Below are 14966 nucleotides of genomic sequence, written 5' to 3'. Positions count from 1 at the left end.
TTTTTAAATTTACATTATATAACTTCTATAGGTGCATAGGCTAACATAATCTTTTTAATTCCCTGACTTTCAAATGCTACAGTTACCTCGGTACTGTCTCCTTCACCTTTTACTTGTACTACAGTTCCTACTCCCCATGATTTATGCTTTACTTTTGAACCCGTGCTTATTTTTCCCGCTCCACTTACTTTCTTAGGTTCAGGTTTTTTATATTCAATAGCAAATCCTTTAAAATATTTACTACTTGTACTTCCCATATTACTCGCCTTATTTATATCTTTAATAATGGATTTATCTTTATTACAACCTTCAACTAAGTTTTCTGGTAACTCTCTTAAAAATCTCGAAGGTATATTATAGTTAGTTTTTCCATATAGCATACGTTGGTTAGAGTAAGTCATGAAAAGCTCTTGTTCTGCTCTAGTTATACCTACATAACAAAGTCTTCTCTCTTCTTCTAATTGATTTTCATCTGTAAGTGCTCTTGATGAAGGAAATAGACCTTCCTCCATTCCGACCATAAATACTATTGGGAATTCAAGACCTTTCGCACTGTGTAGAGTCATAAGTGTAACTGTATCTGTTTCTTCTTCATCTAATCTATCTATATCTGAAAGAAGTGATATATTAGCTAGAAAATCTTCTAAGTTGCTTTCCTCACTGCTATTTTCATAGTCTATAGCAACAGATAAGAACTCTTCTATATTTTCTATTCTACCTCTTGCTTCTATTGTATCTTCTTGTTCTAGTTCTCTTATATATCCAGTTGAATCTATTACATTCTCTATCAAAGATTTTACTCCTAATAATTCTTTCATAGCCATGAATTTTCCGATATTTGATATGAAGTCTTTTAAGTTATTAACAGCTCTTTGAGAAAGCCCTGGTATTTCTTCTGCATCTATCATAACACTATACATGCTTTCCCCTTTTTCTACACTATAGCTCTCTACTTTATCTATTGTAGTTTTACCTATCCCTCTTTTAGGAGTATTTATTATTCTTTTTAAACTAATATTGTCCACAGGATTTTGAATAACTCTTAGATAAGCTACTATATCCTTTATTTCCTTTCTATCGTAGAATTTTAATCCTCCTACAATTCTATAAGGTATATTGGATCTCATCAAACTTTCCTCTACTACACGTGATTGGGCATTTGTTCTATAAAGTATAGCAAAGTCATTTAAGCTTTTTTCTTCTACTATTTCCTTTATCTTTGATACTATGAATTGCGACTCACTATGCTCGTCTGATGCATTATATATATTGATACAGTTACCATCTTCATTAGAAGTCCACAGATCTTTTCCTTTTCTACCTAAGTTATTTCCTATAACTGAATTCGCAGCATTTAATATAGTTTTTGTTGAACGATAGTTTTGTTCTAATTTTATAGTTTTAGATTGAGGATAGTCTTTTTCGAAATCTAGTATATTTCTTATATCTGCTCCTCTCCATCCATATATTGAGTTATGAACTACTATTCCCTGAGATATATATTGTCTAAAGTTTGGCACTGATATATCATAAACGAATCCATTATATTCTTCTATAATAACTTCTTCTACTATGTCCTCTTTTATTTTATTGTCTTCAAGTACTGCAATACTCATAGAAGGCTTTATATGAGAAGCCGGCATATAATTAAATGCTGTATCTTCTGTTAGTTTAGTCCTTCTATCTACTTCTAAATCATCATGCAAAGCCATTAGCTTTTTAGCATATTCATTTATCTCATCATAATCTTTTCTTTCAGTCTCTACCCTCCATGTTTCTCTTTTTCCATCTCTTACTGGAAATTTTGAAGATTCTGCCTTTTCTCTTAATTCTTCCCCTGAAGTATTCAAGCATATTCTATGACTATGCCATCCTGATTCTTCCCCTGTTACTCTGCCTCCAAAAAACGTTAGTTTTACTAATCTTCTAAAGGTATTATTTCTTATTACAGCACCTGCCCTATGATGTGGGTATTCTTCAAATACCATTAAATCTTCCATAAGTTTTATCACGTTATTGTGAGTATCTATCTCACTATATAGACGATTTATATACTCTTGATTAAAGTTAATTCTTCTTGATCTTGGATGGAATAAAACTGTAGGTATATTGTATTTGAAAGCATATAATTGTTCATAATATGATGCATCTTCTTTGCTTTCACAAACTTTTAATATCCATATCTTGTCTGCATTTTCCTGATTAAGTCTAACAGCTAATCCATTACAGATATCGCCTTTTCTTTTAGATCTTACCCCTTGAGTTTGTCCAATCCTATATCCTAATTCCTTCTTATACATTAAATATACATAATATATTCCTACTTCAGGATTTAATTTAGCAAAAGTTATATGATTTGGAGTAAGTTTTATCTCTTTTCCGGATTTAGTTTTTATATTAACTATAGATCCATTATATTCTTTTTTTATAACTTTATTAATACTTCCTTCCATAACTTTTCCCCATCCAGAAGGAGAATACACTTTATCGTTTTCTAAAAGCTTTTCTATAGGAATTTCACCATTTGGAGTGTTAACTTTCATGCCCTCAACTAAGCATTGATCGTCATCGCCAACTACGCAAATATTCTTATATCTTTCTGATAATAGTCTTATTAAAGTGTATTGAGCTCTATTAGTATCTTGGTACTCATCTACAAGAATATATTTAAACTTATTTTGGTAGTATTCTAATACATCTGGATTATCTTTTAGTAGCTCTATAGTTTTCCCTATAAGATCATCAAAATCTAGTGCATTATTTACTTTGAGTTTCTTCTGATAGAGCGCATAAAGTTCTCCTTTTTGTCTTTCTCTAAAATCTCCATCGTTTTCCTTTATATACATCTCTGGCGAAATAAGCTTGTCTTTCTGAGAACTTATAAAATTTAGCATTGAGTTTGGATCATACATTTTTTCATTCAGATCTTTTTCTTTTATACAGTCTTTAACTAAAGTTTTTTGATCTGTAGTATCATATATTACAAAACTTCTATCATATCCAATCTTATCTATATCTCTTCTTAAAATTCTCACACAGATAGAGTGAAAAGTTCCTGCCCATACGTCATCTACTCTATCACCTATAAGTTTTTTTATTCTTTCTTTCATTTCATTAGCAGCTTTATTTGTAAATGTAAGTGTTAATATACTATAAGGACTTACACCTTTTTCTTCTATTAAGTGTGCTATTCTATAAGTTAACACTCTAGTTTTACCACTACCTGCTCCTGCAAGGACTAAAAGGGGTCCCTCAGTAGCAAGTACAGCTTCCTTTTGTCTGTCATTCATTCCATCTAGAAAATTCATTTGATTTTCTCCTTTCGTAACTCGTATATATGATATTATATATAATTTTATCTATTTTTGCATTTTAAAAAACATTTGTTCTAACTCTATATTTATATTTAACTAACTATAGATTATTTAAGTCCACTTATACATTCTATTTTTAATTATCTTTTCCTGTCTATTACTCTAATATATCTTTTATATGTCGTTGTTATCAGCTACAATATGTAATATAATACTTGTAAGTTTATAGTTAACTAATATTTTTTAAGGAGACTTTACCATGAACCTTGAATACTTATATCTCCTAAGTTTTATACTGTTCTATATATGTTTTATTTCTATAGGATATATTGCAATAAGCTCTATGAAATCACCAATTATATTTAAAAATATAATTAACTATGAAGCAGAGAGTAATAGATTCTTAAATTACAATATATATCTAGAAAAGATGGACTATATACCGTATGAAAAGTATGAGATTTGGCGCTTTTATTTTCCAGCTTAACTATTAGATATAATATTTCTTACTCAAAATTAATTTAGGAGGAGATTTTTATGTCTAATTTATTAAGTAGTATTTTAAATATATTATTTACCTTTACTAACGACTGGGGTTTATCAATAGCTTTGCTAACTATCTCTGTAAAATTTTTATTAATTCCATTATCTATAAAGCAAAAGATATCTATGTCTAAACGAGGTGATTTTTCAAATGGAATTAATAAGATAAAAGAAGAATATAAAAATGACGAAAAGAAAATGAATGAAGAACTAAGTAAATATTATACTGAAAATAGCAAAAGCTTATTTGGTTGCTTCACTATTTTACTTCAAATACCTATTCTAATGAGTTTGTTTAAAATTGTTAAAGCCATAAATATAGATTCAGGCTCAATATTAGTTCCATGGGTCTCAAGTTTAAAAAGTTATGACACATATTATATAATTCCCATTATATATGCTTTAATTTCTATAGCACCTTCTTTATTAAACTATATAAGTTTTTTAAAGTTATCTAATCCAAATATATCTTTAAAACAGAACATAATAAGTATTCTTATAATGTCAATTATGTTAACGTCTAGAAGCCCTGTGGCCTTAGGAATATATTTTATAACTAGTAGTCTAGTAACCCTTTTAGAAGAGATTATATACAGGTTAGTTTTTAATAAGGGATTACAAAAAATATAGTTTTCTATATAGCATTAAATAAAAATAAGTCTCCGTTTTTACTGCGGAGACTTATTTTCTATTTTAGGATATTGACTTCATTAAAAAGTCTGCTAATTGTACAGGATCAATATCACTTGAATACTCTTTGTTATAGTTTAATTTATCTACATAGTATTGATTTATTGTTGACATAATAGATATCCATGCAATTTCTTTATTTATATCACTTCTGATATCTCCGCTTGCAATACCATCATCTATAAACTTATATAAAAGATTTTTTAATCTCTCTCTTTTAATATTAGCCATAGACTTTATTTTATCCGAAGATATTGGACTTGATTGACCAATCATTGTATGAGCTAAATTAATATATTGCAATAAATATTTATGATGGAATTTTGCTAATTCTATTAATCTTTCTCTTATGGTTATATCTTTTAGTAATATTTCATTTATACCACTGTAGTATCTGTCTAAAGAGTATTCTATCATTTGTTCAAATAATTCTTTTTTACTTGAAAAATATAAATAAACTGTTCCTTTTCCTATACCAGCTTCATTTGCGATATCCTCAATGGTAGCCTTATGATATCCTTTTTGAGAGAATACTTTAATACATGCCTGTAGTATACTGCTTCTTTTATCTTTTATATTAGACATATATTGGTCACCCTCTCTAAGCTTCTACTGTCTTGTTTCTAAATATCTTTCTTTTTATAAATTTAGTTAAGTCATCAAACATAGTATACATAACAGGTACAAATACAAGTGTTAAAACTGTAGATAAAGTTAATCCTCCTACAACTACTGTTGCCATTGGAGCCATTGCTTCAGCCCCATCTCCTATACCTAAAGCCATTGGAATAAGACCAAGAACAGTTGTTAATGTAGTCATAAGTATAGGTCTAAGTCTTATTGGCCCTGCATTTATAATGGCTTCTTGTCTTTCCTCTCCACTTTTTCTTCTAATTTCAATATAGTCAATTAGAACTATCGCATTATTAACAACTACACCGGCTAGTGTAATTACCCCTATAAATGCTGGAACACTTAAAGATCTTCCAGTTACAAATAGCCCCAGAGCTCCACCTGAAAAAGCAAGTGGTACTGATAGCATTATAGTAAACGGATGTAATAATGATTCAAACTGTGAAGCAATAACCATGTATACTAGCACAAGTGCAAGAAGTAAAGCTAACAATAGACTTTTAAATGATTCCATCATTTCTTTATTTTCTCCACCCGATTCATAAGTATACCCTTCTGGCATATCATATTTTGATAGTTTTTCTTCTATATCATTCGTTATACTTCCTAAATCTCTATCTACTATTTGACTTGAAACACTTATTGTTCTTACTTGTGATTCTCTATCTATAGTAATAGGACCTTTTTCTATTACTACATTAGCAACTTGCTCTAGAGGAATAGTTATTCCAAGTGGTGTATTTATAGATGACTGTCTTAAATTTGATATACTCTCTTTATATATACTGTCCCCTTTTATAAATACATCTATTTCCTCTTCATTTAATTTGTATCTTGTAGCTAATTGTCCTGATATATTTCCTTTTACTGATGACGCAATTTGTGCTGCTGTTAGTCCGTAATGCGAAGCATTTTCTCTATTAACTACTATTTGAACTTCTGGTATTCCTTCTTCCATACTACTTTTAACTTCTCTAGTTCCTTCAACAGATTCTACTATTTCCTTTACATCTTCTCCAATTATTTCAAGCTTGTCTAAGTTGTCTCCTTTAATTTTTATATTAACAGGACTTCCTCCACCAAATCCTGAAGTCATAGAACTTACTTGAACGCTTATTTCTGCTCCAGGTATATCTTTAACAAAATTTCTAGCTTCATCAGCTACCTGATCTACAGACCTATTTCTATCTTTTAAATCTTTCAATCTTACATTAATAGTTCCATTATTAGATCCATTACTTCCCATTTGCATTTGATTTCCGGAAGATCCTACACTAGAGAATATAGCATCTATTTCTTTTATTTTCTCAAGATGACCTTCAATTTGCTGTACTATATTATCAGTCTTATCCAGTTCAGACCCTTCTGGTAATTTTACATTTATCGTAAATTCACCTTGATCCATGTTAGGAAAAAACTCCATACCTATAGCTGGAATCAAAGATATAGTTCCTAGGAATATTCCTAATGCAATCAATATTGTTGATTTTCTATGGTTTAATGCCCATCTTAATATTCTCTTATAAATATTTTCTACCTTTTCAAATACCTTATCAAATATATCATGGAAGAAATCAAATATTCCTAATATTTTAAATATTCCACGACGTTTTTTTTCTTTTGTTTCATCAATTTCTAGTAACTTTGATGATAACATCGGAACTATAGTTATCGATACTAATAGTGATGCTATTAAAGACATACTTATAGTTAGCGCAAGTTCTTTAAACATAACAGCTGCCATACCATCCACAAAGGCAATTGGAAGAAATACTGCCAGTGTTGTTAAAGTTGATGCAATTACTGCCATGCCAACTTCGCCAGCACCTTTCACTGCTGCTTCTATCTTTGAATGTCCCTCTTCTCTGAATCTATATATATTCTCAAGAACAACTATAGCATTGTCAACTAGCATACCTATCCCTAATACTAGTCCCCCTAAGGTCATTAGGTTAAGAGTTATACCATTAAAGTACATAAGTATGAAAGTACATATTATAGACATAGGTATTGATGTAGCAACTACAAGCGTTGATCTAACGTTTCTTAAAAATAAATATAGTATAGCTACAGCTAATACAGCACCAGATATAGCATTATCAACTACATTGTTAATTGAATCTTTTATATAAACTGACTGATCCATAACTACATCTATTTTCACACCCGGTAGATCTTTTTGAAGTTTCTTTATTTCATCATGTATAGCTTCTACTACTTTTACAGTATTAGTTCCTGATTGTTTTTGTATTGAGACACTCATACTTCTTTTACCATCAGATTTAACTATTGAACTAATATCTTTGTAAGTCATATTTACTTCAGAAACATCTTTTAAAGCTACTACTCCACCACTTGACAATGGAATAGAAAGATTTTTTATCTCATCTAAAGAAGTGAACTGTCCTTTAGTTCTAATCGTAAGCTTCTGAGAACCCTTCGTCACTTCTCCACCCGGTAAGTTCAAGTTCTCTGCTCTTAAAACTTGAGATATACTATCTATTGATAATCCATATCCTTTTAATCTTTCTTCATTTACGATTATCTCTATCTGATTCTCATATCCACCTGATATACTTACAGATGCAACCCCTGCAATCCTTTCTAGTCTAGGCTGTATAGTATCTTCACCTATAGTCTGTAACTCAGATAAGTCTTCATTACCTGTAATAGCAAGTTGTAATACTGGCATAGAGTTAGGATCGACTTTAATAACCATTGGATCTTTAGCATCTTGTGGTAAAAATCCTTTTACTAAGTCAATCTTTTCTCTCATTTCTAATGCTGCAAAATCCATGTCCGTGCCTTGAGTAAATTCTGCTATGATAATTGAAGCTCCCTCTGAAGATGTAGAGCTTACTTGCTTTATATTAGACACTGTAGATACTGAGTTCTCTAGAGGTTTAGTAATGAGCTCTTCTATTTCTTGAGGTCCAACACCTTCATATGTAGTCATTACAACACTTACAGGGATGTCCATTTCAGGAAGTAAATCTATAGGTAATCTTGATAAAGATATAGCTCCAAGAATCACTACAATTAGGGCAACCATTATAGTAGTTACTGGTTTATTAACTGATATCTTAGATAAATTCATTATTCCTCACCCCTAATGACTTTTACTTTAGAGCCATTTTCCACGTATTGTTGCCCTTTTGTTATGATAGTCTCTCCTTTTTTAAGTCCTTCTACCACTTCAATATATTCTCCTGTATCAAATCCCACTTTTACATCTCTTCTTACAGCTTTATTGTCTTGAAGTAAGTATACGTAAGTTTTTCCGCCATCTTCTAATACTGCATCACTCTTTACTGCAGTAACATTTACTTTGGAATAAGTGTTTAAAGATACTTTAGCAAACATCCCTGACTTTATAGCTTTACCATCATTATTTATAAGAACTTTTACTTGATATAGTTGAGTTCTAGGGTCTGTAGTAGGACTTACTACTTCAATTACACCAGTTAACTTTTTCTCAGCTGATGATGGAACCTCTATGTCCACCTTTTGTCCTACAGATACTTTACTTATGATATTTTCAGGTACATCTATTTGAACATATAGTTTACTAACGTCTACTATAGTCACTGCTGGTTGTGCCCCTGATGCCATCTCACCTTGATTTATATTTACTGCTGAAACCACTCCACCAATAGAAGCCACCGTCGTTGTATCTTTTAAAGAGTCCAATGCCTGATTATATGCGAGTTCTGCTTGTTCACACTGAATCCTAATAGTATTTAATGTAGAGTCAGAAGCTGCAAGTTCTGCTTGCTCATATTGTGATTTAGGTATAGCTCCCTCTTCATAAAGCTCTTTCGTTCTCTCAAAGTTTACTTTTGCGTTGTCTATTTGTTCTTTAGCTTTTTCATAATTAGACCATGCTATGTCTACTGACTTCTTAGCTTGATCAACTTGTTTTTGTATATCATCTTGCTCTATTGTGAAAAGCACTGAACCCGCACTTACGGTTTTACCAACCTCAGCATTCAAACTAGTAACTTTTCCTGGTATCTTAGGAAACACCATTACTTCTTTATTAGGAATGATTTTACCACTAAAGGTGGTTTTTTCTGATATTGTTCTAGCATCTACATTTTCCACATTAACTGGTATGTATTTTTCCTGCTCAACAGCTTCACTACTAGTTTTTTTTGCTTTTTCTTTGCATCCAGATAGGATTCCCATAGTTAAAGCTATTATCAGAATCAGCGATACAATTCTCTTCAAATTTTGTTCCCCCTTGCTTAGTTTATTGTTCTAAATGTTATATACTTGGTGCACTAGTTATGGATCTACCTATCCCAGTTACCTCATCAAATTTTAAAACTGCGAGATTATATTCTAATATTGAGTTATATAATCCAAGTTCTGCTTGCATAAGAGTATTCTGAGCCTTCTCTAAGTCTGTAAAAACACCAACACCTGCTTCATAAGATAATTTTGATAATCTCAATCCTTCTTTAGCTAGTTCTAATGATTTTTGTCCTTTTTTAATTTCTTCTTCTTTTTGAAGCATTTCTAAATAAGTACTTCTAACTTCCATCTCTATGTTCTTTTTAGCATCTTCAAATGATTGCTTGGCTTTTTCTAGTTTTACTTCTTGCTCTCTATACTTATAAGTTATATTTGCATATTCCCCTTTAGTAACTTCCATATTAAACTTTTCTAATTCGTAGTTGAACTCTGCTGCTTTAATTTCATTTCTGTTTTCTAGTGCTTTATTTACAGCATCATCTATACTTTCAACTTTAAATTCTTTATATTTTAACTCATCTGTAAGTTTTGTATCTTGTAAAACATCATATCCTAACTTCGTATTAAATAGCATTTTAGCATTCTTTAAATTCTTTACTGATTGATCATAATCATTTTGCGCATTTATCTGGTTTAATTCACTACTTAGAACTTCTTGCTTAGTTGTTACACCTAAGTCTAACTTCTTTTTCGATATATTGTATAGTTCTTTAGATAAGTCTATATTATTTTTATTGATTTCTGTTAACTTCTCCGCCTGTAATAATCTGAAGTATTGCTCTTCTATATCACATTTAATATTTTCAATTGTAGCATTATGATTTCTTTCAGCATTCACTAATGAAAAGTCACTCGTGATTTCTAAAAGCTTTACACCTTTAAGATACTCAAGAGATCTCTCTTTATCATCATTGATAAGTCTTCTATTTTTTCTCATAAGAGATCTTGTCTCTTCAAAGTTTACCTGTGCTTGTTCAACACCGAGCTTGCTTTGCTCTATAGTTGGATTATTAGTTAGAGCTTCTTCTATAGCTTTATTAAGAGTAAGCTCTACTACACCCTTTTTAGATGATTCAACTTTTACGTTATCTTGTTCTGCATATGCTAAAGTTACAGAACCAGATAAAGATAATGCTAATACTGTTATTGCTATTACTCTCTTTGCTTTCATAATATATTCCTCCTTGATTTTTTATCGTCTCATTTACTGACTGAACAGTCAGTCATGATTTCATTATATATGTTTTAAAAATTAAAGTAAAGAGTATACAATTCTAAGTATACTCTAGTATAGATTATAATTTTTAGTTAAATACTCCATAAATTCTAGATTTATATATTCTTTTAGCTTTTTATATTCATTTATATCTGTATTTATATCTGTATCATGTTCATATATCCAAAGTCTATTAGCTAACTTAGATAATTCTTTTAAACAAATATATGGAGTGTAAATTTTTACCCTCTCTACTATATCCCTATCACGTTTATCTAGGTACATTATATAAGTTTTAAAGAAATCATCTTTTTCATCTTCAGAAAATGCATAATCACCTGTCCACATTGTAGTTATAGGTGATAGAAAATAAGATAATTCTATAGAAGGATCTGCTATCACTGGTTTTTCCCAATCTAATAGATATGCCTTTCTATTTCTATCTGATATTATAAAGTTATCTAAATGAGGCTCCGTATTATTTATAACCTGCCATTTATCTTTTTCGAAAAACTTCTTACATTTCTTATTTTTTTCTCCCCATTCTAAGAAATCATTAATCTTTATCTTCACATCAGCGTCTATTTTAGGAGATTTGAAAAAGTTTTTCAGATTAATTCTACTTTTTTCCAGACAATCTTCAATAATATCATCTCTTACTATAAAATTAGATACGTCTATTTTATCTAAATTTAAAGAATGAATTTTTCCAAATGTTTTTGCAACTTCATGAAAATCTCTTTGATATTCTAATCGTCTTCCCTTTATATATTGCATAATGAGTACTCCATAGTCGAAAAAGGTTGTGGAGTCATCTAGGAAAAATGTTCTTGGGGTAACATAACTTTTCTCTAAAATTTTCAAAGCATCATATTCATATTTTATCTGATTTTTTAATCCCAATTGACTATTTTTGCTTAGTCTAAATATGTACTTCTCCAATCCTACATCTATTAGAAAATTTATATTACTTTCACTTTCTGTTAGAAATATAACCTTATGTTTATCGTCTAAAAGATTGCTATATCCTAAATACATATCTATATCATTCGTCAATTCATCAATTAACATCTATAAATTACCTCTTTTCTTATCTAGGATTCTAATCTTTATCCTTATGTTTACTATATCCTAGTCTATCAAGCACCATATCATAGCCTTCAGCACCATAGTTTAATACTCTATTAACCCTACTTATTGTAGCTGTACTTGCTCCTGTTTTCTCTTCTATATCATTATAAGTCTTTTCAAGCTTTAGTAATTTTGCTACTTGTAATCTTTGACTAATCGATTTTATTTCCTTTATAGTACAAACATCTTCAAAGAACCTGTAACAATCATCTATATTTTTTAATTTCAATATACCTTCAAACAGTTCATCTATATATTCATCTTTAATTTTTGAATGATGCTCCATTCTCCTCAACTCCTCAAGTAATCTATATCTCTATTTTAATATTAATGTATGTACATGGCAATAGCTTAAACTAATAAAAAAACTATCTAAATATTTGCATACTTAGATAGTTTTTTATATTTTTAACAGATTAATTCATTAATTAGAATAATCCTATTATTTCTCCGTTTGGAAGAACGTCCATTCTGTTTGCAGCTGGAACTTTTGGAAGTCCTGGCATTCTCATTATATCTCCTGTTAATGCTACTATGAATCCTGCTCCTGCAGCTAACTCAAGATCTCTTATAGTAAGTTCAAATCCTTCTGGTGCTCCTAGTAAAGCTGGGTCATCAGAGAATGAGTATTGTGTTTTAGCCATACAGATTGGAAGTTTGTCTAATCCTAATTTTTCTAATTCAGCTATTTGTTTTTTAGCTGCTTTAGAGAAGTTAACTTTGTCAGCTCTGTATATTTCTTTAGCTATTTTAGTTATTTTTTCTGGTATTGACTCTTCTACATCGTAAAGCACTTTGAAGTCTGATTTTTTGTTTTCACAAACATCGATTACTTTTTGAGCTAATTCAACTCCACCGTCTCCACCTTTAGCGAATACGTCAGATATAGCAACGTCTACTCCCATTTCTTTACACTTATCGAATACTAATTGCTTTTCAGCTTCAGTATCAGTTGGGAATGCGTTTATAGCTACTACTGATGGTACACCAAATTTAGCTACGTTTTCTATATGTCTTTCTAAGTTTGTCATACCTTTTGCTAATGCATCTAAGTTTTCAGTTCCTAGATCTTCTTTAGCTACTCCACCGTGCATTTTTAATGCTCTTACAGTTGCAACTATTACTGCAACGTCTGGGTTTAAACCTGCATATCTACACTTAATATCGAAGAACTTTTCAGCTCCTAAGTCAGCTCCAAATCCAGCTTCTGTAACTGCATAATCTCCAGTTTTAAGAGCTAATTTAGTAGCTAATACAGAGTTACAACCATGTGCAATGTTTGCGAATGGTCCACCGTGTATGAATGCTGGTGTATTTTCTAATGTTTGTACTATATTAGGGTTTATAGCATCTTTAAGTATTAATGTAAGTGCACCTTGAGCTTCTAAATCTTTAGCTCTTACTGCATCTCCATCTACGTTGTAAGCTACAACCATGTTTCCTAATCTTTCTTTTAGGTCTTCTCTATCATTAGCTAAACAAAGTATAGCCATTATCTCAGATGCAACAGTTATGTCAAATCCGTCTTCTCTAGTTATACCTTGAGCTTTTCCACCTAAACCAACAACTATTTTTCTTAGTGCACGGTCGTTCATGTCTACTACTCTTTTCCATACTATTCTGTTAGTATCGATTCTAAGAGCGTTTCCATGATGTAAGTGGTTGTCCACTAATGCAGCTAATAAGCTGTGTGCTGAAGTTATAGCATGGAAGTCTCCTGTAAAGTGAAGGTTTATGTCTGCCATTGGAACAACTTGAGCATATCCACCACCAGCAGCTCCACCTTTAACACCAAAGCTTGGTCCTAATGATGGCTCTCTAAGTGCTGTACTAGTTTTCTTACCTAATTTGTTAAGTCCCATTGATAATCCGATGTTAGTAGTAGTTTTTCCTTCTCCTGCTGGAGTTGGGTTTATAGCTGTAACTAATACTAATTTTCCGTCTGGCTTATCTTTTAATTGATCTAAAACGTCTAAAGATACTTTAGCTTTATATTTACCATATAACTCTAAATCATCCTCATGTATATCTATTAATTCAGCAACATCTTTAATATGTTTCATTTGAGCTTCTTGAGCTATTTGAATATCTGTTTTCATATTTGTTCTTTGCCTCCCCGGTTCAGAATTATAGTTGTTTTTATTCTGTCTATCATCTAATTATTAGACAACAGACAGAATATTATTCATAATTGTATAAATATTATTATTCCTTAAAATAAATTAGTCATATAAGTGAGTTTCTAATATTTGATCTATTCTAAATCCTTGTAGTCCTAGGTAGTACTCTAAAGAATTTACAACATATGCTAATTTGATTGGTCCAACTAATTCTGAACCAGTTACAGCTATTCCGTATCTAGCCGCTTCTTGTTTAACTAATTCGAATACTCTGTATACTGGAGTATTTTCACAGTCAAACATGTTTACAGAAACAACAACTCCTTGGTATTCAGGGAATTTGATTCCAACTGCTCTTGTAGTTGAGAATCCACCACTTGGTCCTCTAACAGCTTTAGCTATTTTCTTAGCTATATCAACATCTTCAGTGTTTAAGAATACGTTGTAAGCAGTTAATCCTTCTGCTTCAGCTGAACATATAGTAGCTCCTGATTTATCTGATAATAAACCATCTGTACTTAAGTCTGGTTTTCTTGACTCATATTCGTCTTTTCTTGAAGCATCATCTTTGATTTCTTTTAATAAATCTCTTAATCCTTCATATTGTCCTTTTCTTATGAATGCTAATGCTTTTCTATCTTCTGTAGTAGCATTGTCCGCAGCATAGAATATAGGTACTCCAGTTTTTTCGTGTAATTCTTTACCGATTTCATCAGCTAGTTTCACACACTCTTCAACTGTAGCATTCATTAATGGGAATAGAGGTATAGTATCTTGAGCACCAATTCTTGGGTGAGTACCACTTTGCTCTCTCATGTCGATTAATTCAATAGATTTAGAAGCCATTTTTATTAATGCTTCTTTTAATGGTGCTGGCTCTCCTATTACAGTAACAACTGTTCTGTTGAAATCATGCTCTGGCTCAACACTTACTAGTTTAACTCCTTCAATTCCTTTAAGTTCACCAGTAACAGCTTCGATTACATCTTCTCTTCTACCGTCACTAAAGTTAGGCACAGCTAAAATATATTGTTTTTCTTGTGACATTATAACTCCTCCTCT

General features: G+C 31.0%; 11 protein-coding genes. 2 read left to right on the top strand and 9 right to left on the bottom strand.

All coding sequences use genetic code 11. From position 1 onward, the window contains the following. Nucleotides 1-14 precede the first annotated feature (14 nt). The gene (locus CURI_RS01550; RefSeq protein ID WP_014966528.1) at nucleotides 15-3308 is read right to left on the bottom strand and encodes a UvrD-helicase domain-containing protein; all 3294 of its coding nucleotides are present in this window, start codon (nucleotides 3306-3308) and stop codon (nucleotides 15-17) included. A 265-nt stretch (nucleotides 3309-3573) separates the two neighbouring features. On the opposite strand from CURI_RS01550, the gene CURI_RS01545 reads away from it, so the two are divergent. Beyond that, nucleotides 3574-3801, top strand: a complete 228-nt coding sequence (locus tag CURI_RS01545) for a hypothetical protein (protein ID WP_014966527.1) — start codon at nucleotides 3574-3576, stop codon at nucleotides 3799-3801. A 50-nt stretch (nucleotides 3802-3851) separates the two neighbouring features. Next, nucleotides 3852-4487, top strand: a complete 636-nt coding sequence (locus tag CURI_RS01540; protein ID WP_014966526.1) for a YidC/Oxa1 family membrane protein insertase — start codon at nucleotides 3852-3854, stop codon at nucleotides 4485-4487. Nucleotides 4488-4550: 63 nt separating this feature from the next. Here CURI_RS01540 and CURI_RS01535 read toward each other — a convergent pair whose 3' ends face one another. From CURI_RS01535 to ftcD, 8 genes are all read right to left on the bottom strand, one after another. Next, a complete protein-coding gene (locus CURI_RS01535; RefSeq protein ID WP_014966525.1) occupies nucleotides 4551-5132 on the bottom strand; it encodes a TetR/AcrR family transcriptional regulator in 582 nt (193 codons plus the stop codon). A 16-nt stretch (nucleotides 5133-5148) separates the two neighbouring features. After that, nucleotides 5149-8277: an efflux RND transporter permease subunit gene (locus tag CURI_RS01530; RefSeq protein WP_014966524.1), complete on the bottom strand. Its 3129-nt coding sequence runs from the start codon at nucleotides 8275-8277 to the stop codon at nucleotides 5149-5151. Next, nucleotides 8277-9410: an efflux RND transporter periplasmic adaptor subunit gene (locus CURI_RS01525; protein WP_014966523.1), complete on the bottom strand. Its 1134-nt coding sequence runs from the start codon at nucleotides 9408-9410 to the stop codon at nucleotides 8277-8279. The genes CURI_RS01530 and CURI_RS01525 overlap by 1 nt, the downstream gene beginning before the upstream one ends. Nucleotides 9411-9447: 37 nt before the next feature. Next, on the bottom strand, nucleotides 9448-10608 hold the full coding sequence (locus CURI_RS01520) for a TolC family protein (protein ID WP_014966522.1): 1161 nt from the start codon (nucleotides 10606-10608) through the stop codon (nucleotides 9448-9450). Nucleotides 10609-10722: 114 nt separating this feature from the next. Then, nucleotides 10723-11724 (bottom strand): aminoglycoside phosphotransferase, encoded by a 1002-nt coding sequence (locus tag CURI_RS01515; RefSeq protein WP_014966521.1) that lies wholly within the window; start codon nucleotides 11722-11724, stop codon nucleotides 10723-10725. Nucleotides 11725-11755: 31 nt separating this feature from the next. Further along, entirely contained in the window at nucleotides 11756-12070 is a 315-nt protein-coding gene (locus CURI_RS01510) for a YerC/YecD family TrpR-related protein (RefSeq protein ID WP_014966520.1), read from the bottom strand. Nucleotides 12071-12212: 142 nt separating this feature from the next. Further along, nucleotides 12213-13883 (bottom strand): formate--tetrahydrofolate ligase, encoded by a 1671-nt coding sequence (locus tag CURI_RS01505; RefSeq protein ID WP_014966519.1) that lies wholly within the window; start codon nucleotides 13881-13883, stop codon nucleotides 12213-12215. Between the two features lie 123 nt (nucleotides 13884-14006). Next, a complete protein-coding gene (ftcD, locus tag CURI_RS01500) occupies nucleotides 14007-14951 on the bottom strand; it encodes a glutamate formimidoyltransferase (RefSeq protein WP_014966518.1) in 945 nt (314 codons plus the stop codon). Between the last annotated feature and the right edge of the window lie 15 nt (nucleotides 14952-14966).

It is taken from the genome of Gottschalkia acidurici 9a, assembly GCF_000299355.1.
GTDB classification, from domain to species: domain Bacteria; phylum Bacillota; class Clostridia; order Tissierellales; family Gottschalkiaceae; genus Gottschalkia; species Gottschalkia acidurici.
This window is presented reverse-complemented; position numbering and strand designations above follow the sequence as displayed.

Bases quoted from the DNA above. Each gene is read 5' to 3' on its own strand.
- ftcD (WP_014966518.1), bottom strand. From the start codon at position 14,951: ATGTCACAAGAAAAACAATATATTTTAGCTGTGCCTAACTTTAGTGAC.
- CURI_RS01550 (WP_014966528.1), bottom strand. From the start codon at position 3,308: ATGAATTTTCTAGATGGAATGAATGACAGACAAAAGGAAGCTGTACTT.
- CURI_RS01540 (WP_014966526.1), top strand. From the start codon at position 3,852: ATGTCTAATTTATTAAGTAGTATTTTAAATATATTATTTACCTTTACT.
- CURI_RS01530 (WP_014966524.1), bottom strand. From the start codon at position 8,277: ATGAATTTATCTAAGATATCAGTTAATAAACCAGTAACTACTATAATG.
- CURI_RS01535 (WP_014966525.1), bottom strand. From the start codon at position 5,132: ATGTCTAATATAAAAGATAAAAGAAGCAGTATACTACAGGCATGTATT.
- CURI_RS01510 (WP_014966520.1), bottom strand. From the start codon at position 12,070: ATGGAGCATCATTCAAAAATTAAAGATGAATATATAGATGAACTGTTT.
- CURI_RS01505 (WP_014966519.1), bottom strand. From the start codon at position 13,883: ATGAAAACAGATATTCAAATAGCTCAAGAAGCTCAAATGAAACATATT.
- CURI_RS01515 (WP_014966521.1), bottom strand. From the start codon at position 11,724: ATGTTAATTGATGAATTGACGAATGATATAGATATGTATTTAGGATAT.
- CURI_RS01545 (WP_014966527.1), top strand. From the start codon at position 3,574: ATGAACCTTGAATACTTATATCTCCTAAGTTTTATACTGTTCTATATA.
- CURI_RS01520 (WP_014966522.1), bottom strand. From the start codon at position 10,608: ATGAAAGCAAAGAGAGTAATAGCAATAACAGTATTAGCATTATCTTTA.